Annotated in this window: 21 protein-coding genes; 15 read left to right on the top strand and 6 right to left on the bottom strand. The window is 65.0% G+C overall.

Annotated features, from left to right (window positions below; all coding sequences use genetic code 11):
• Nucleotides 1-124 precede the first annotated feature (124 nt).
• From ORS3428_RS27375 to ORS3428_RS27365, 3 genes are all read left to right on the top strand, one after another.
• The gene (locus ORS3428_RS27375) at nucleotides 125-1,156 is read left to right on the top strand and encodes a histone deacetylase family protein (RefSeq protein WP_071101397.1); all 1,032 of its coding nucleotides are present in this window, start codon (nucleotides 125-127) and stop codon (nucleotides 1,154-1,156) included.
• Between the two features lie 435 nt (nucleotides 1,157-1,591).
• Complete coding sequence (locus ORS3428_RS27370; RefSeq protein WP_071101396.1) at nucleotides 1,592-2,302, top strand: helix-turn-helix transcriptional regulator; 711 nt, start codon at nucleotides 1,592-1,594, stop codon at nucleotides 2,300-2,302.
• Nucleotides 2,299-3,069 carry a helix-turn-helix transcriptional regulator gene (locus ORS3428_RS27365; protein ID WP_071101395.1) on the top strand — a complete coding sequence of 257 codons (771 nt, stop codon included), beginning with the start codon at nucleotides 2,299-2,301 and terminating at the stop codon, nucleotides 3,067-3,069. The genes ORS3428_RS27370 and ORS3428_RS27365 overlap by 4 nt, the downstream gene beginning before the upstream one ends.
• Before the next feature lie 40 nt (nucleotides 3,070-3,109).
• Here the strand turns inward: ORS3428_RS27365 and ORS3428_RS27360 are convergent, their stop codons facing one another.
• Genes ORS3428_RS27360 through motA form a run of 6 tightly spaced genes read right to left on the bottom strand, consistent with a single transcriptional unit; the run spans nucleotide 3,110 to nucleotide 7,990 of the window.
• Nucleotides 3,110-3,547 carry a hypothetical protein gene (locus ORS3428_RS27360; protein ID WP_071101394.1) on the bottom strand — a complete coding sequence of 146 codons (438 nt, stop codon included), beginning with the start codon at nucleotides 3,545-3,547 and terminating at the stop codon, nucleotides 3,110-3,112.
• Between the two features lie 20 nt (nucleotides 3,548-3,567).
• A complete protein-coding gene (gene flhB / locus ORS3428_RS27355; RefSeq protein ID WP_071101393.1) occupies nucleotides 3,568-4,650 on the bottom strand; it encodes a flagellar biosynthesis protein FlhB in 1,083 nt (360 codons plus the stop codon).
• Nucleotides 4,651-4,674: 24 nt separating this feature from the next.
• The gene (locus ORS3428_RS27350) at nucleotides 4,675-5,691 is read right to left on the bottom strand and encodes a flagellar motor switch protein FliG (protein WP_071101392.1); all 1,017 of its coding nucleotides are present in this window, start codon (nucleotides 5,689-5,691) and stop codon (nucleotides 4,675-4,677) included.
• A 43-nt stretch (nucleotides 5,692-5,734) separates the two neighbouring features.
• On the bottom strand, nucleotides 5,735-6,115 hold the full coding sequence (fliN, locus tag ORS3428_RS27345) for a flagellar motor switch protein FliN (RefSeq protein ID WP_071101391.1): 381 nt from the start codon (nucleotides 6,113-6,115) through the stop codon (nucleotides 5,735-5,737).
• Nucleotides 6,116-6,144: 29 nt separating this feature from the next.
• The gene (locus ORS3428_RS27340; protein WP_071101390.1) at nucleotides 6,145-7,080 is read right to left on the bottom strand and encodes a FliM/FliN family flagellar motor switch protein; all 936 of its coding nucleotides are present in this window, start codon (nucleotides 7,078-7,080) and stop codon (nucleotides 6,145-6,147) included.
• 34 nt (nucleotides 7,081-7,114) lie between these two features.
• The gene (gene motA / locus ORS3428_RS27335; RefSeq protein WP_071101389.1) at nucleotides 7,115-7,990 is read right to left on the bottom strand and encodes a flagellar motor stator protein MotA; all 876 of its coding nucleotides are present in this window, start codon (nucleotides 7,988-7,990) and stop codon (nucleotides 7,115-7,117) included.
• A gap of 144 nt (nucleotides 7,991-8,134) precedes the next feature.
• Here motA and ORS3428_RS27330 point away from each other — a divergent pair, with 144 nt between their 5' ends.
• The 12 genes from ORS3428_RS27330 (at nucleotide 8,135) to flgH (ending at nucleotide 16,768) form a co-directional block, all read left to right on the top strand.
• Nucleotides 8,135-8,911 (top strand): DUF1217 domain-containing protein, encoded by a 777-nt coding sequence (locus ORS3428_RS27330; RefSeq protein WP_071101388.1) that lies wholly within the window; start codon nucleotides 8,135-8,137, stop codon nucleotides 8,909-8,911.
• Between the two features lie 8 nt (nucleotides 8,912-8,919).
• On the top strand, nucleotides 8,920-9,642 hold the full coding sequence (gene flgF, locus ORS3428_RS27325) for a flagellar basal-body rod protein FlgF (protein ID WP_071101387.1): 723 nt from the start codon (nucleotides 8,920-8,922) through the stop codon (nucleotides 9,640-9,642).
• A 4-nt stretch (nucleotides 9,643-9,646) separates the two neighbouring features.
• Complete coding sequence (gene fliI, locus ORS3428_RS27320) at nucleotides 9,647-11,068, top strand: flagellar protein export ATPase FliI (protein ID WP_071101386.1); 1,422 nt, start codon at nucleotides 9,647-9,649, stop codon at nucleotides 11,066-11,068.
• Complete coding sequence (locus tag ORS3428_RS27315) at nucleotides 11,049-11,708, top strand: hypothetical protein (protein ID WP_071101385.1); 660 nt, start codon at nucleotides 11,049-11,051, stop codon at nucleotides 11,706-11,708. Before fliI ends, ORS3428_RS27315 begins: the two co-directional genes overlap by 20 nt.
• A gap of 76 nt (nucleotides 11,709-11,784) precedes the next feature.
• Complete coding sequence (gene flgB / locus ORS3428_RS27310; RefSeq protein ID WP_071101384.1) at nucleotides 11,785-12,165, top strand: flagellar basal body rod protein FlgB; 381 nt, start codon at nucleotides 11,785-11,787, stop codon at nucleotides 12,163-12,165.
• A gap of 2 nt (nucleotides 12,166-12,167) precedes the next feature.
• Nucleotides 12,168-12,584: a flagellar basal body rod protein FlgC gene (gene flgC / locus ORS3428_RS27305; RefSeq protein ID WP_071101383.1), complete on the top strand. Its 417-nt coding sequence runs from the start codon at nucleotides 12,168-12,170 to the stop codon at nucleotides 12,582-12,584.
• A complete protein-coding gene (locus tag ORS3428_RS27300; RefSeq protein WP_071101382.1) occupies nucleotides 12,584-12,913 on the top strand; it encodes a flagellar hook-basal body complex protein FliE in 330 nt (109 codons plus the stop codon). The genes flgC and ORS3428_RS27300 overlap by 1 nt, the downstream gene beginning before the upstream one ends.
• A 9-nt stretch (nucleotides 12,914-12,922) precedes the next feature.
• Nucleotides 12,923-13,711, top strand: coding sequence for a flagellar basal-body rod protein FlgG (gene flgG / locus ORS3428_RS27295; RefSeq protein ID WP_071101381.1), 789 nt, complete (start codon nucleotides 12,923-12,925; stop codon nucleotides 13,709-13,711).
• Nucleotides 13,712-13,714: 3 nt separating this feature from the next.
• A complete protein-coding gene (flgA, locus tag ORS3428_RS27290) occupies nucleotides 13,715-14,254 on the top strand; it encodes a flagellar basal body P-ring formation chaperone FlgA (protein ID WP_071101380.1) in 540 nt (179 codons plus the stop codon).
• A complete protein-coding gene (locus tag ORS3428_RS27285; RefSeq protein WP_071101379.1) occupies nucleotides 14,251-15,492 on the top strand; it encodes a flagellar basal body P-ring protein FlgI in 1,242 nt (413 codons plus the stop codon). Before flgA ends, ORS3428_RS27285 begins: the two co-directional genes overlap by 4 nt.
• 8 nt (nucleotides 15,493-15,500) lie before the next feature.
• On the top strand, nucleotides 15,501-16,067 hold the full coding sequence (locus ORS3428_RS27280; protein WP_071101378.1) for a MotE family protein: 567 nt from the start codon (nucleotides 15,501-15,503) through the stop codon (nucleotides 16,065-16,067).
• Nucleotides 16,064-16,768: a flagellar basal body L-ring protein FlgH gene (flgH, locus tag ORS3428_RS27275; RefSeq protein WP_071101377.1), complete on the top strand. Its 705-nt coding sequence runs from the start codon at nucleotides 16,064-16,066 to the stop codon at nucleotides 16,766-16,768. Before ORS3428_RS27280 ends, flgH begins: the two co-directional genes overlap by 4 nt.
• Nucleotides 16,769-16,773: the final 5 nt, after the last annotated feature.

The following is a 16,773-nucleotide window of genomic DNA, read 5'->3' as shown; positions in this document are numbered from 1 at the left end:
CAAGTCGTCCTGTGCTGGCCCCAGCGAACAATTTGCGATGCCTCTTGGCGGCGCCGGAACTCTCTGCCACAAAGCTGTTTGAGGCCTTCCAAAAAGCAACCCGAAGAGCGAGCCAACTCCCAAAATGAAGACAGTTTTTTCTCCTCTCCATGYCGGTCACGCCGGGCAGATGGAACTGGTCACGTCGGCTATCGTGCCGGGTTTCGAAAAGCCGTCGCGGGCAGAATTCATCAAGGCAAGGGTGGAGAGCGAGAAGCTCGGACCGATCATCGGGCCGGTCGAGCACGACCTCGCTGCCGCCAAGCRCGTGCATGAAGCGCACTACATCGACTTCCTGCCGACCGTCTGGCCGGAATGGGTCGCCGCCGGTTTCAAGGGCTCGGCCATGGGCTTCACCTGGCCGACGCGCGGTCTGCGAGGCGATGTGYCGCCGAAGCGCATCGATGCCTTGCTTGGCTATTATTCCTTCGATGCCGGCGCCACCTTCGTCGAAGGGACCTGGGCGGCGATCAAGTCATCCTATGATGTCGCGCTGACGGCGGCGGCCCTGGTCAAGGGCGGCGAGCGGACCGCCTTCGCGCTCTGCCGTCCGCCCGGCCATCACGCGGGCGCGGCCTTCATGGGCGGCTACTGCTTCATCAACAATGCCGCCGTCGTCGCGCAATGGTTCCGCGACCAGGGCGCAAGCCGCGTCTCCATTCTCGACGTCGACTATCATCACGGCAACGGCACGCAGGAGATCTTCTATCGCCGGGGCGACATCCAGGTGCTCAACCTGCACGGCGACCCGATGGTCGAATACCCCTTCTTCCTCGGCCATGCCGACGAGTGCGGCGAGGGCAAAGGCCAGGGCTTCAACATCAACTATCCGATGCCCTTCGGCACGACCTGGGACGGCTGGAGCGCCTCGCTGGAAGACGCCTGCGCCAAGCTCGCGGCCTACGCTCCGGACGTCGTCGTGGTGTCGCTCGGCGTCGACACCTTCGAGAAGGATCCGATCAGCCAGTTCAAGCTGAAGAGCGAGGACTATCCCAAGATCGGCCGCCGCATCGCCAAGCTCGGCCTGCCGACTCTGTTCGTCATGGAGGGCGGCTACGCGGTAGAAGAGATCGGCATCAACGCCGTCGGCGTGCTGACCGGCTTYGAGGATCGCTGACCACACCCGGTGCAAAGGACAAACGCCCTCGAAATTGATCGGGGGCGTTCTTGGCGATTGCCGCAAGAACACAGGCGTAATTCAGCGCTGAAATCGCCGCCACGCGACGCAAAGGCCGGCCACTGAGTCGCCGTTCGAGTCCACCGGATTCGATTTTGTCAAATCGCGTTTGATGTCGGATTCAACTACGGGTAGATTAGGCCCGAATCAGCCGGTCCACGGGGGCACGGCGACCACCCACAGTCTCAAGTTCCGGCGGGTTCTGCCGGCACCAGACGCGGACGGTTTCGCGTTCCCTGAAGGGATTCGGCTAGGTTGGGCGCTCTCCGCGTCCTTGTGTGTGTTTTCGTCAACGTGACTCATGTTCGGGGTCCGGCCGCTGGTTAAGCCAGCACCGGGCACAAAGATCGATTCCGGCAAGAATCCAGAATACTAATGAACAGCTCCGCCGCGCTTCTCCAATCCGGTGCCTCAGGCTCGCGCCTGACGTCCCGCGGCGACCTCACCAGCTTCTTCATGGAGCTTGCCGCCGACATCGGCRCCGACAGTTACATGCTTGTGRCCATCGTCCATGACGAGGACCGCAACGACGCGCGCATCGTATCGTCGAACTGGATTTTCGACGCCATCGAGCTGATCGGCAAAAGGCTGATCGCCAACCTTGCGCTGGGACCGCTGACGACCGCGCCCGGCTTGCGCCCCAAGCCTCTGGTCGCCGCGCGCGCGCCCGACGCCGGCGCGCTGCTGACCGGCGAAGAAGCCCGGCTGCTCGATGTGCTCGGCCACGCCGAAATCTATTCGCTGAGGTTGAATGTCGGTCGCCAGCGCCTGTTCTTGCTGTTTTCCGCTGCCGAGTCCGGCAAGATCGACATTGCGGCTCTGATGAAGGCGCAGCTGAAATGCTGCTATGCGCTGTCCAGCATTCCGCAGCTGATCGCCGCGGCATCCATGCAGGACCCGCTGTCGGACCGCGAGCGCGAATGCTTGTTCTGGGTATCGGAAGGCAAGACCACCGACGAGGTGGCCCTGATCCTTGGCGTCTCGTCGAACACCGTCAACAGCTACATCACRCACGCCATCCAGAAATTCGCGGCCAGCAACCGCGCGATGGCGATTGCAACCGCGATCAGGAGCGGCATCATTTGAAGCACGCACAAGTCAAAGAGACCGCCGCCGCTCTCTTCAACGATCAGCGCAGTCCGTTCGGCGCCTTCGCGCTCGGATCGGAGACGCATCACGCGGTCACCATCCCCGATGCGGTGCGCCGTTGCCGCTGGATCGCCATCGACATCAACGCTTCCGGCTTCGGACTGTTCTTCGTCAGCCCTTCGCTGGAGCGTGCCCGCCTGGTCGCCTGTTTCGATTCCGACTACCCGTCGACCGCGGTCACGACAAAATTCATCTCAGGCGCAAACGGCGAGGAGATGGTACGCCACAGCCGCGTCTCGACGGCGCCGCGCTGGTGGGCCGATGACGGCGTTGCCGGTTCGCGCCAGACGCTCGAGAACCTGACATGGGCCGAACGGGCCGCGCCGCTGGCACCCGGCACCAACGGCATCGCCTTTCCGGTGCATGCGGATCGCGGCCAGTGCGGGCTGGTCGTCTTCCTGGGGCCGGACATCACGCTGTCGGACGACACCCTCTGTGAAATCCACGCGCGTTGCTTTGCGCTTTTCGCGGCGGTCGCGCGCGTCCGTCCAGGCGACACCGGCAGGATGCGCGCGATCTCCAAGCGCGAGCTGGAATGCCTGAAGCTGACCGCCAACGGCAACACCAGCGAAGAGATCGCGAAGCTCCTGAAACTGTCGGTGCACACCGCCAACCAGTATCTCACGCAGTCGACGCAGAAGCTCAACGCGGTCAACCGCAACCAGGCGGTGGCCAAGGCGCTACGTCTCGGCCTGATCGAGTAGCTCGTTCAGGCCAGGCGTCTAACACTCCGCAGATTTGTCGTCAGGGATAGGCGAGCGGCTCGGTCCTGYGGATGCGCGCCTGTTCGATCGCGCCTTCGAGCAGGGCCGTATTGTGCTCCGGCGTCTCGCCCGGTTTTTCGAACGAGACGTAGTTGACCACCACGGACGTCCCGCGCTCGGTCAGCGTCAATTGGAAATAGACGGTGACGCCGCGCGGCCGCAGCTCCAGATCCAGCACGATGCGCGGGCTGCCGCTCCAGTCGACATGCGCTTCGCCACCATGGCCGAGCCGCAGCGTGCCCGGCTGGAAGAACAGTTCCGCGGCCGAGTCCACCAGGTCCGACAGGCAGGCGAAATGCTCCAGCCGGATGAAGGCGATGTAGTCGGCGACCTCGATCAGGCGCAACTCGCCCACCACGTCCTGGATGGCGCCGGCGACGATCTGCTCGCGTGTATTGGCGTGTGGTTGCCGGTTCATGGATTACAAGCAGCGTCCGTTCATGAGGTTGCCCTGYGCTCGGCCTTCTTCGAGTAGACGATCCGCACCAGCTCGGCGACGGCCTGGTAGAATTGCGACGGGATCACGCTATCAACCGAAACTTGCTTGTACATGGAGCGGGCAAGCGCCACGTCCTCGAAGATCGGGATGTTGTGCTCCCTGGCGATCTCTCGGATCCTGAGCGCCACCAGATCCTGGCCCTTGGCCAGCACGACCGGAGCCGAATCCTCCTCGCGGACATATTTCAACGCGATGGAGTAGTGAGTCGGATTGGCGATGACGAGCGTCGCGCGCGGCACCGCCGTCATCATGCGCCGCCGCGCCCGGTCGCGCGCCAGCGAGCGCAGGCGCGACTTCACGATCGGATCGCCTTCCGACTGCTTCATCTCGTCCTTCACTTCCTGCTTGGTCATGCGCAGGTCGCGCCGCCAGTGGAAGCGCGACCAGACGATGTCGGCCACCGCGATCAGCCCCATGACGAAGACGATCGCCGTCAATATGTCGACGGCGATGCCGCGGATCTCCAGGCCGAAGGCGGCGGGGCTGGTGATCATGCCGGCGAGCAGCTTGCGGTGATCTCCCGAAAGCGTGAACGTCAGCACGGCGATGRCAAACGCAAGCTTGGCCAGCGACTTGCCGAATTCGACGAAACCCTGCAGGCCGAACAGGCGCTTCCAGCCCTTGGCGATCGAGATGCGCGACAGTTGCGGCCTGATCCGCTCGCCGACGATCTGCGGCATGTTCTGGAACACGGAAGCGCCGACACCGGCAWCCACCAGGAGCACCAGCAGGCTGACGACTGCGCGGCCGATTTCGATCACGACCTGCTTGTAGAGCGTGATGACATCGGTCTCGGTGTCCATCGGCCAGGCTTCGGGCTTCTCCAGGAACGTCGACAGAAACATGCCGAGATCGACGATGGCGTCCTTGGCGTAGAAGACGGTGAACACCAGTATGGCCAGGAAGGAGGCAAAGATCGCGGTCTCGCGCGAATGGGGCAGCTTGCCCTGTTCGATCGTGTCGCGGATCTTCTTTTCTGTGRCTTCCTCGGTTTTGGAATCCTTGTCGACCGCCTCAGCCATGGTGATCTGACCCGGCTGCTATCGTCAGGCGGCTTCGGCGGCGGTCTGCGTGGCGGGAAGCTCGAACGCTCCTTGCCGCGACAGCCGAATGGTCGCCACGGCGATGGTCTTGCGCGCCGCCATGATGTCGGCGAGCGCGATGCCTTCCGATCCCTGTCCGAGCTCGGATTCGATCATGCGGCGCGAGCGCGCGCCGATTGCCGACAGGACGGATTCAGTGAGCGCCGCCGGCGCGCCGCGCAGCGCCAGCGTCACGAGTTCTGTCGACAGCCCGTCGAACAGGAGCACGCGCGCCTTCTGGGTGAGCAGCGGCAAATCGTCGAAGGCAAACAGCCGCGACTTGACGCCGGCGAGATCCGGCGTGCCGGCCTCTTCCAGGTCCTGCATGAGTTCGTCGAGCTCCGGCTTGGCCATCTCGTTGAGCACGCTGGCAACGCGCTCCTGCCCGGCCGACGTATCCCTGGTCGATTTTTGCGACAGCACGCTGGCGCGCAACTGGTTCTCGACGATCCTGGTTGCCGCTTCCGGAATGTTGRCCATGGTCACCATGCGCCTGACGATCTGGCTGCGTATCGGCTTTGCCATCGTCAGCAGCACATTGGCCGCGCTCTGCGGCGCGAGCTTCGACAGCACCATGGCCGCCGTCTGCGGGTGCTCGCCGGCGAGGAAGGTACCGAGGCGCACGGGCTCGAGCTTTTCGAGGTCCGGCCAGATCGGCGGCGGTCCCTCCGGCGCCGGCTCGAATTGCTTGTCGCCCATGATGACGCTCATTTCCTCGGGCGACAGCGATTCGTTGAGGATCGTGTCCATCCGGTCGGCCGAATCGAGCAGGCCGGCGCCTTCGGTGAATTCGGCCTCGAATTCCGCGACGATGCGTTCCAGGTCGGCTTGCGGGATCGTGYGCAGCAGGCGGGCGCCTTCGATCAGCGCTTTCAGTTCTTCCTGCTTAAAGAATTTGAGCAGCCGGCTGGCCGCGGGCTTGCCCATCGCCACCAGGATGGCGGCGGCCTTTTGCGGTCGCGTCAGCGTCAATGACGTCATTGTGCCTGGCTCCGCCGCCGGTGAATGCTCTCGCTGTCCATGCTCAGGCGCTCTTTGTCGCGGCAATGATCTCGGTGAGCCTGAWGCCGAAGCGCGACGGGTCGTTTTCCAGGACGGTGATCTCGCCGCGCGCAATCCTGCGGCCGTTGACCACCACGTCGACCGGCTCACCGATGCGGCGGTTGAGCGCCACGGTCGAGCCCTTCTGCAGGGCCATCAGTTCCGACACCGGCATTTCGGTGCTGCCAAGGACGATCTGCACATCGACCGGGATCGTCATGATGATGCCGGAATTGGCGCCGGACTGGAGGGCGGCGTCCGGGCGCCTTTCCTCTTCCCGGAGCACGCCGCGTAATTCCTCGATGGCGCGGTCGAGCTGCTCGTCCGGCTGATCGGGTTCGGCTTCCACCTTGGTCTTTGCCATGCCTCGTCTCCAATATCCCAGGCCCGGACTCAGCCGGGCATAAGTCCGTCGATAAAGTCCTGGCCGGCATCGTGCGGATGCCGGATGCGGACCGTGTAATTCTGTCCGAGCTTGCCGAACTCGCAGACAAACAGCGTCTTGTCGCGCGCGCTGAGCTTGGCCTRCACCTGCGCGTTCTCCTCGAGCTCGATCACTTGGCCGGRCCGGAAAGCGGYGAGATCGCCGAGCGTCAGYCTGGCGAGCGGCATGGTGGCCTCAAGCGGAACGGTCGAGCGCATCACTTCTTCCGAGAAGCGGGCCCGCCAGTCGAACTCCGTCGTCTGGTCGCCGCCATGACCGGCGGTGGCGCCGCGCATCGACAGCAGGACACGCTGCGGGACCATTACCGTCACCGTGCCGGTGTCGGTCGGCGTCGAAATGGCGTAGACGATCCGAACCGCGGCACCATCGCGCAGCACGCGCCGCCTTGCCTCGTTGCCGGACATCGCCCTGGGGACCGGCAGGCGCAGATTGAGCGAGCGCTTGTCCGACCCGTTCAGCGCCGAAGCGACTTCCTGGAAGACGGTGGTCGCGACGTCAGTCTCGATCTGCGACAGGTCGCGCTCGATCGGCGCCACCGGCTGGTCCGGGTCGCCGCCGAAGAGCGCGCAGACCATGACGGCGATCGCCGGCGCGTCCATGACCAGCGTCAGGGCATCGCCCGAGGCCGGCGACGAGACGATCGACATGGCGAAGGTCTCGCCGGCGTGCGTGCGCGCATCGGGAACGCGGCCGGTCTCCACGGCTTGCAGATCGACCGTGACCGGCGCGCCGAGCTCGCCGGCAAGCGCCTTCTGCAGCAGCGGCAGCGCGCGTTCGGCCATGCCGCGGCCGACGCCGATCACATGCGCGGCCTCGCCGCTGTCGCCGACGAGACGCTCGATGATGAGGGCCCGGGTTTGCGACGGACTGCCCGGACTGGTCATGACGGCAAGCGCCCCAGACTGGAATTCTGCATGCTCAGGCCGCCTTCTTCTCGGCGGTGCCCGTGTTCATCGTGCTCTGCTCGACGGCATCGATCGTCGGGCGCTCGTAAGACGAGATGGTCTTGCGGCCGAACTCGATCGCGACCTGCGGCAAGGCACCGTTCATGTAGGCGAGCAGTGTCTGCTTGACGATGATGTAGAGGCGGTTCCTCTTCTCCCGCACCATCTTGATCTTGGTCGCGACCGGGCCGACCACGGCATAGGAAAGGAAGATGCCGAGAAAGGTTCCGACGAGCGCTGCGCCTATCAGGCCGCCCAGGATTTCCGGCGACTGGTCGAGCGCGCCCATCGCCTTCACCACGCCGAGCACGGCGGCGACGATGCCGAGCGCCGGCAGGCCGTCGCCGACCGCGACCATCGCGTGATAGGCTTTCAGCTTGTCGTTGCGGATCGTCTGGATCTCCTCATCCATCAGCGCCTCGATCTCGTGCGAGCGGGCGTTGCCGATGATGATGATGCGGCAATAGTCGCAGATGAAATGCGTCAGATCGTGGTTCTTGAGCACGGTCGGGAAGGCCTGGAAGATGGCCGACTCTTCCGGATTGTCGATATGCGCCTCGACCTCGCTGCGCGACTTCGAGCGCAGCTCGCGCATCAGGCTGTGCAGCACGCCCAGCGTCTCGAGATAGTCGCGCTCCTTCGGCACGGCCTGTTTGAAGGCTTCGAGAATGCCCTTGCCCGTGTCCTTGACCGTCTTCATCGGATTGGCGACGAGAAAGGTGCCGAGTGCCGCGCCGCAGATGACCACCGCCTCCCATGGCTGCAGCAGCACGTGCAGATGGCCGCCCATGGCCATGAAGCCGCCGAGAACGCAGCCAAGCGTAACCACAAGTCCGATCAGAATACCCACGACAGGTCCTTCCCCATGTCACGTCGTGGATAGGGATAGTCGCCGTGCCTTGTGTGAGGCTTGAATGGTAATGCGGAAAACCGATTCAGCTTCGCGCAAGCAAGCCTCGCTATCGTCCTGGGATAGCTTCGGCCGGAGGCGCAAATGCTGAACACCTTTACGAGCTATCAGCTCATCGCCCGGGACATTCCCAAGGCAATCGACCAGGTCGAGTCGCAGCCTGTCGTGAAGCACGATACCGACTACTACCTGGCCAATATCGGCAACATCAAAACCATCGACGATTTCGTCAAGGACACGCGCCTGTTCAACTACGCGATGAAAGCCTACGGCCTGGGCGACATGGCCTATGCCAAGGCCTTCATGGTCAAGGCACTGAAGGAAGGCGTCTCCGATCCGGACAGCTTCGCCAACAAGCTTTCGGACAAGCGCTATGCCGAATTCGTCAAGGCGTTCAACTTCGCGGCCTACGGCTCGAGCGCCACGCTCTTTCCATCCGCGCAGCAGGGCACCGTCGACAAATACATGCGCCAGACGCTGGAGGAAAATGCCGGCGAGACCAATCAGGGCGTGCGGCTCGCGCTCTATTTCCAGCGCAAGGCGCCGGACATCAACAACTGGTACGACGTGCTCGCCGACACTGCGCTTGCCAGTGTTGTCCGCACGGCGCTCGGCCTGCCGGATTCCTTCGCCGCCGCCGACATCGACAAGCAGACGCAGCTCTTCGAGCAGAAGCTCGACATCGCCGACTTCAAGGATCCCGACAAGCTGAACACGTTCCTGACCCGCTTCACCAGCCTGTGGGAGATCAACAACCCGACCACGACGGCGCAGACATCGATCAGCGTGCTCTATGCGCAGCCGACAACAGTCGGCATCTCGACCGATCTGATGATGGCCATGCAGAAGCTGAAATTCTAAAGAACACCATGCAGGACAGTCTCTACGTCGCCTTATCCTCGCAGATCGCGCTCGAGCGCCGCCTCGACACCATCGCCGACAATGTCGCCAATGCCTCGACCATCGGCTTTCGCGCCACCGGCGTGAAATTCGAGGACGTGGTTTCCGGCACCGGGCCGAGGTCGGTCTCCTTCGCTTCCTCCGGCAAGACCTATCTTTCCACCGCGCACGGCTCGCTGACCGAAACCGGCAACCCCTTCGACTTCGCCATCCAGGGCGACGCCTGGTTCGCCATCGATACGCCGGCCGGCACGGTGATGACCCGAGACGGCCGATTCTCCATGAACGAGAACGGCGAGCTGATGTCGATCGAGGGCTATCCGGTGCTGGACAGCGGCGGTGCGCCGATCCAGCTCGATCCGCGCAACGGCCCGCCAAAGGCCGGTGCCGACGGCTCGCTGCGCCAGAACGACCAGCTCGTCGGCGCCATCGGCCTCTATCAATTCGATCCCGGCGAAAATTTCGTCCGTTACGGCAATTCGGGCATCGTTCCCGCGCGTTCCCCCGAACCGGTCACCGACCGTTCCGACGTTGGTGTCGCGCAGGGTTTTCTGGAAGAATCCAACGTCAATCCGGTGCTGGAGATGACCCGGCTGATCCAGGTGCAGCGAGCCTTTGAAAACACGGCTGCGCTGATCCGGCAGAGCGCATCCTCGAGCGACGACGCGATCAAGACGCTCGGCTCGAAGTAGCGGCATGGCGACCGGCCCGTCCCTGCTCCGTGCGCCCGAGAAGCCTGCCGAAGCCGGTCCAACGGATCGGCTGGCGGCGCTCGAACGCGTCTGGCGGCGGTTCGACAACCCTGAGATGTTGCTCAGCCGCGGCGGCCGCATCGTCGAGATCTCGCCCACCCACTACAAGGTCCGCGGCCTTTCGGACATCGCCAGGCTCGGCGACATCGTCGAGCAGCGCGACAAGGCCGGCACGCGCCGCGGCGAGATCGTCAGAATTGGCCGCGACGAGGTCGTGGTCGCGCCGTTCGAGCGCAGCGCCGACGCCGGCATCGGCGACGCCGTGTTCCGTCGCGGGCCGCTCGCGGTCGTCCCGCACGCATCCTGGCGCGGGCGCGCCATCGACGCTTTGACCCGCGTCATCGACGGAGGGCCGCCGCTGGTCAGGTCGAACCCCGCGGACGCTGTGGTCTGGGCAACGCCCGGCGCCATGTCGCGCCAGCGGGTCGGCACCGGCTTCCTCACCGGAGTGCGGGTCATCGACATCTTCACCCCGCTCTGCTTCGGCCAGCGGCTCGGCATCTTCGCCGGCTCCGGCGTCGGCAAGTCGACGCTGCTTGCCATGCTCGCGCGCGCCGACGCCTTCGATACGGTCGTCGTCGCGCTGATCGGCGAGCGCGGCCGCGAAGTGCGCGAATTCCTCGAGGACACGATCGGCGCCGAGAGCATGGCAAAGACCGTCGCCGTCGTCGCCACCAGCGACGAGAGCGCCATGATGCGCCGGCGCGCGCCCGACACCGCCATGYGCGTTGCCGAGCATTTCCGCGACCAGGGCCATCGCGTGCTCCTGGTGCTGGATTCGATCACCCGTTTTGCCCATGCGCTGCGCGAAGTGGCGACGGGAACCGGCGAGCCGCCGGTCGCGCGCGGCTACCCGGCCTCGGTCTTCACCGACCTGCCGAAACTGCTCGAAAGAGCCGGGCCGGGCGCCGAGGGCCCCGGGGTTAAAGGCAGGGGCTCTATCACCGCCATCATCTCGGTACTCATCGACGGCGACGACCACAACGATCCGGTGGCCGATTCGGTGCGCGGCATCCTCGACGGCCATGTCGTGCTCGACCGCGCGATCGCCGAACAGGGCCGCTACCCGCCGGTCAATCCGCTATCGTCCATCTCGCGTCTCGCCGACAAGGCCTGGAGCGCGGAGCAGCGCATGCTGGTGACCCGGCTGAAGTCGATGATCGCGCGTTTCGAGGACACGCGCGATATGCGCCTGCTTGGCGCCTATCAGGGCGGCGCCGACGCCGAGCTCGACATGGCCGTGCGCCAGGTGCCGCTGATCTACGAGGCGCTGACGCAATCGCCGAGGGACCGCGCTTCAGCCGATCCGTTCGCCGACCTCGCCCGCCATCTCAAGGGGAAGCAGAATGGCGATCAAGGAGACTGATCTGCGGCAGACAGAGCGCATGCTGCGCGAGATGATCGCCGAGGCCGAGGCCGCCGAGGAGGCCGAGGCCAGTCGCGACTCGCTCATCAACGGCCTGTTTCCGAAGGTGGAATGGCCTCAGCCGCCCCCGGCCCAATTCCCGCGCCTGGTCGACAAGAGGGCCGACCGGCGCAGCGATTTCGTCGTCGCCGCGCTCGGCATCACGCTCGGGCTGATCTGCGCGCTGTTTCCCTGGTACATCTTCTTCAACCAGGAGCAGTTCGGCGTACAGGCCATCAAGTTCGGCGGCAGCGGCAGCAATTCCGGACGCGCAGGCGGCGGCGTTTCAGCCGAAGACAGCGCGCCGCTGACGGCCAAGGATGTTCCCAATCCCGACATCGACCTGCTTGCCACCGGAACGGTGCAGGACGAGCCTGCCCCCGCGCCGTCGCCTGGCGAGCAGCCCTTCCCGGCCGCGCCGGAGTTCAAGATGGTGCATGCCGCCAACGRCCGCGCCATGATCGAGGACGATACCGGCCTGTGGATCGTCCAGCGCGGTTCGGTCCTGCCTGATTCCAGCCGCGTCGCCACGATCGAGCAGCGCGGCGGCAAATGGGTGATCGTCACGGACGCAAACAAGGTGATCGAACTTTCCAGGTGAATCCGCGGGCGGACCGCGCGCAAGGTCCGCGCAAGACTGGCAGCCTAGTCTTGTGCGTACTCGCCCGGAGAGTCCGATGGAACCAGTCAACCTTTTTGATCTCGCCACACGGCAGTCTGAATGGCTGGCCGTGCGCCAGTCGGCGATCGCCTCCAACATCGCCAATGCCAACACGCCGGGCTACACGGCCAACGATGTCGAGCCGTTCGAAAAGGTTCTCGATCGGACCGCGGTGACGCTGAAAGCCACCGAGGTCGGCCATCTCGGTGGAGAGACGACCAATGCCGGCTTCAACATCAAGCCGCAGGAAGACACCGGCTCGATCATGYCGTCGAAGAACACGGTGGTGCTCGAGGACGAGCTGATGAAGGCCGGTGAGGTGCGCCGCACCTTCGAGCTCAACACGGCCATCGTCAAGRCCTTCCATTCGATGATGACGATGGTGGTGAAGAGCTGAACATGGATGCGCTGACCTCAGCCCTCAAAGTCGCGGCATCCGGCCTTGGCGCCCAGTCGGAGCGCCTGCGCGTGGTGTCGGAGAACCTCGCCAACGCGCAGTCGACGGGCAACACGCCTGGCTCCGATCCCTATCGGCGCAAGACGATCACCTTCCAGTCCGAGCTCGACCGCGCGACCGGCGGCTCGCTGGTCGAGGTGAGCTCGATCGCGCATGACCCGTCCGACTTCCCGATCGAGTTTCAGCCCGGTAACGAAGCGGCCGACGAAAAAGGGTACGTGAAGATGCCCAACGTCAACGTGCTGGTCGAAATGGCTGACATGAGCGAGGCGAACCGCTCCTACGAAGCCAACCTGCAGGTGATCAAGCAGGCTCGCGATCTGATTTCCATGACCATCGACCTGATGAGGAACCAGTAATGATCGGCGGTATCGGGGCACTACAGTTCAAACCGGCAATCGACGGCGCGGAGACCGCATCGCCAGGCCTGCTTCAGGGCGGTGTCGGGACACAAGCAACCGACAGTGTCGGCARTAGCTTCGCTGAAGTCCTCAGCCAGGCCGCGACGAAAACGGTCAACACCCTGCAGAACGCCGAGCAGATGTCGATCCAGGCGCTCAAAGGCGATGCCGACACCCGCCAGGTTGTCGATGCGGTGATGAGCGCGCAGCAGGCTCTGCAGACCACCATCGCCATCCGCGACAAGGTCGTCTCGGCCTACCTCGAAATCAGTCGCATGAGTATCTAGGACCGCGTCATGAAAGCCCTTGCCATCGCCGCGACCGGCATGAATGCCCAGCAGACCAACCTGGAAGTCATCGCCAACAACATCGCCAACATCAACACCACCGGCTACAAGCGTGCCCGCGCCGAATTCTCGGACCTGCTCTACCAGGTCGACCGCACCCAGGGCGTGCCCAACCGTTCCAACACCTCACTGGTGCCTGAGGGCGTCTCGATCGGCCTCGGCGTCAAGACGACGGCCGTGCGCAACGTGCATACCCAGGGCGAGCTGACCAGCACCGGCAACAGCTTCGACCTCGCGCTGACCGGCCGGGGCTGGTTCCAGATCGAAGGCGCCGACGGCGGCACGCTCTACACGCGAGCCGGCGCCTTCAACACCAACGCCACCGGGCAGCTGGTCACCGTCGACGGCGCCAACGTCATTCCGGCGATCACCGTGCCGACCAATGCGGTCGAGGTCATCGTCAACAAGACCGGCCAGGTCTTTGCCCGCATCGACGGCCAGACCAACCTCCAGCTTCTCGGCCAGCTCCAGATCGCCAACTTCGCCAATGAGGCCGGCCTGGCGCCGCTCGGCGACAACCTGTTCCAGGAGACGGCCGCTTCCGGCCCTGCCAATGTCGGCGTTCCCGGCGATCCCGGCTTCGCCTCGATCCAGCAGGGCTATCTGGAGTCCTCCAATGTCGACCCGGTCAAGGAGATCACCGAGCTGATCTCGGCGCAGCGCGCCTATGAAATGAACTCCAAGGTGATCCAGGCCGCCGACGACATGGCATCGGTGGTTTCCAAGAACATCAGGTAACGGATGATGGCTATGCCGGCCTCCTGCCCAACTTTCCGCTGCGCCGCACTCACCCTTGCGCTGGTGGCCGGCGGCGTGCCGGCGCTTGCGCAGGAAACGGYCAGCCGGACACAGGCAGAGTCGGCCAGCCAGATCGCCGCCAGTCAGGCGGCCGGCGAGGTGGTGCTGATCCCCAACCGGGTCATCTATCCCGGCGAGACCATCGAGCTTGCGGCGCTGAAGCAGGTGACCCTTGTCCCGGGCAAGCACAAGCCCGACGGCATGGCGACGCGCTCCGAAGAGCTTCAGGGCAAGGTCGCCAAGCGCACGCTGGTCCCTGGCCGCTATATCCCGGCGGCCGCCATCCGCGATGCATGGCTGGTCGAACAGGGCGCTTCCGTGCAGGTCTATTTCACTGCGGGCACGCTGACCATCTCGGCCGCCGGCGTCACCTTGCAGCCCGGCGCCGCCGGCGACCAGATCAAGATCCGCAACGTCGACAGCGGCAAGATCATTTCCGGCACGGTGATGGCGGACGGCACCATTCGGGTCGGCGCATCGTGATGCGCGCCTTTGCCCTGCTGCTCAGCGCCGCCATCGGGCTCCAGCCGGCTCTGGCCGATGGGCTCACGCCCAAGGCTAAGCGCGAGCTCGCCCTGAAGAATGGCGGCGCCTACGACGATCCTGACTATGATCCCGCGACCACCACGCGCATGTTCCGCGTCTCGTCCGGGCCGAGCACGCTGCCGCCCGGCCAGGTCGCCGCGCGCATCAAGGACATTGCCCAGCTGCAGAGCTCGCGCGACAACCAGCTTGTCGGCTACGGCCTGGTCATCGGCCTCGCCGGGACCGGCGACAGCCTGCGCAACTCGCCCTTCACCGAACAGTCGATCCGGGCCATGCTGGAGAACCTCGGCATCGCCACCGAGGGCGGCAGCGCGCGCGCCAAGAACGTTGCTGCCGTCATCGTCACCGCCAACATGCCGCCCTTCGTACAGTCGGGCGCGCGCATCGACATCGACGTCTCCTCGATGGGCGACGCCACCTCGCTCGCCGGCGGCACGCTGGTGATGACGCCGCTGAAGGCAGCCGATGGCGAAATCTATGCCGTCGGGCAAGGCTCCGTGATCGTCGGCGGCTTCACCGCCAAGGGTCAGGCCGAACAGCTCACGCAGGGCGTGCCCACCGCCGGACGCGTGCCGAACGGCGCCATCATCGAGCGCTCGGTCCCGGCCGAATTCGACGACCAGGGCGTGCTGACGCTGCAATTGCGCAATCCCGATTTCTCGACCGCCATCCGCATCGCCGACGCCGTCAACGATTACACCTCGCAGCGCTTCGGCATGCGCGTCGCTGCCGAGCGCGACGCCCRCACGGTGCAGATCAGGCGGCCGAAGAACGTCTCGGCGGCGCGCTTCTATGCAGAGATCGAGAACCTGGTCGTCGAATCGGATGCCCCTGCCCGCGTCGTCATCGACGAACGCACCGGCACCATCGTCATCGGCAACAACGTCAAGATCTCGCGCGTGGCGATCAGCCACGGCACGCTCACCGTGCGCATCACCGAGGCGCCGAAGGTGGTGCAGCCGGAACCCTTCTCCAAGGGCGAGACAGCGGTCGAACCCTTCACCGCCATCGAGGCCACGCGACCCGACGCGCGCGTGGCCGTGCTCGACGGCCCCGACCTCGAGACGCTTGTCTCCGGCCTCAACCGTCTCGGCGTGAAGCCCGACGGCATCATCGCCATCCTGCAAGGCATCAAGTCGGCCGGCGCCCTGCAGGCCGATCTGGTTCTCCAATAGGCACGCCGATGATCGAGCCCATCTCAAAGACGCATCGTCCCCTCGCCCTGCTTGCCGCTGCTGCGGTCGCCGCGCTGCTCAGCGGCACCGCTGGCCGCGCCGACGAAGTGCGCCAGGTGCTACCCGGCGGGCAGGCGCCGGCTCAGCCGGCCCAGCTCAAGCGCGAGAAAGCGCCGGACGAAAGCGAGATCCAGCGCTTCTGCTCCAACATCGCCGATGCCGCGCGCGACCGTCGCTACGCCTTGCAGGCCGAGGAGCTGAAGCAGCTCCAGGCCGGCATCGACCAGCGCATGAAGGCGCTGGAGGAGAAGCGGGCCGAATACGAGCAGTGGCTGAAACGCCGCGAGGTGTTCCTGGCGCGCGCCGAGGACAGCGTGGTCAAGATTTACGCCGGCATGAAGCCCGACGCCGCGGCCGAACGTCTTGCGATGGTCAATGCCGAACTCGCAGCGGCCATCCTGATGAAGCTCGACTCGCGCAAGGCCGGCGTCATCCTCAACGAAATGGACCAGAAGGCGGCGGCGACGCTTACCGGCATCATGGCCAGCGCGGCGCGAAGGGTTGATCCGTCATGAAGTTGAAGTTGCTCGTCCTGGTCGCGGTTGCGGCGCTGTCCGGCTGCGGCGCCGATCTCAGGGAGATCGGCAGGGAGCCCGCATTGTCGCCCGTCGGCTCCGGCATCGGCGGCGGCGTCACGGCGCCCTACTCCTACCCTCAGCCGCCGGCCGCGCCTGTCAAGAAATTCTCGCTCTGGGATGATCGCCAAAGCAGGCTCTTCACCGATCCGCGGGCGCTGCGCGAAGGCGACATCCTGACCRTCAACATCAAGCTCAACGACAAGGCCAACTTCAAGAWCCAGAACGACCGGAGCCGCACCGCCGCGCRCAAGCTCGGCTACGACATCACTCTCGGATGGGATGGCAGAAGCACCAGCGGCAAGGGCGATGCCGGCCTGAGTTCCAGTACCGAAACCAACGCCGATGGCGAGATCAAGCGCTCGGAAAACCTCGAGCTCAATGTCGCCGCCGTCGTCACCGAGGTGCTGCCCAACGGCAATCTGATGATCAGGGGCTCGCAGGAAGTGCGCGTCAATTACGAGCTGCGGGTCCTGACCATCGCCGGCATGGTGCGTCCTTCCGACATCGGCGCCGAGAATACGATCCCCTACGAGCGGATCGCCGAGGCGCGCATCTCCTATGGCGGCCGTGGCCGCGTGAGCGAGGTCCAGCAGCCGGCCTACGGCCAGCAGATCCTCGACCAGGTTCTTCCTTTCTAGGACGG

Source organism: Mesorhizobium sp. ORS 3428, assembly GCF_001854785.1.
In the GTDB taxonomy this organism is placed as follows: Bacteria; Pseudomonadota; Alphaproteobacteria; order Rhizobiales; family Rhizobiaceae; genus Mesorhizobium.
This window is presented reverse-complemented; position numbering and strand designations above follow the sequence as displayed.

Excerpts from the sequence above, each read along its gene's own strand:
- ORS3428_RS27330 (WP_071101388.1), top strand. The coding sequence starts at position 8,135 with ATGCTGAACACCTTTACGAGCTATCAGCTCATCGCCCGGGACATTCCC.
- flgF (WP_071101387.1), top strand. The coding sequence starts at position 8,920 with ATGCAGGACAGTCTCTACGTCGCCTTATCCTCGCAGATCGCGCTCGAG.
- flgC (WP_071101383.1), top strand. The coding sequence starts at position 12,168 with ATGGATGCGCTGACCTCAGCCCTCAAAGTCGCGGCATCCGGCCTTGGC.
- flgG (WP_071101381.1), top strand. The coding sequence starts at position 12,923 with ATGAAAGCCCTTGCCATCGCCGCGACCGGCATGAATGCCCAGCAGACC.
- ORS3428_RS27280 (WP_071101378.1), top strand. The coding sequence starts at position 15,501 with ATGATCGAGCCCATCTCAAAGACGCATCGTCCCCTCGCCCTGCTTGCC.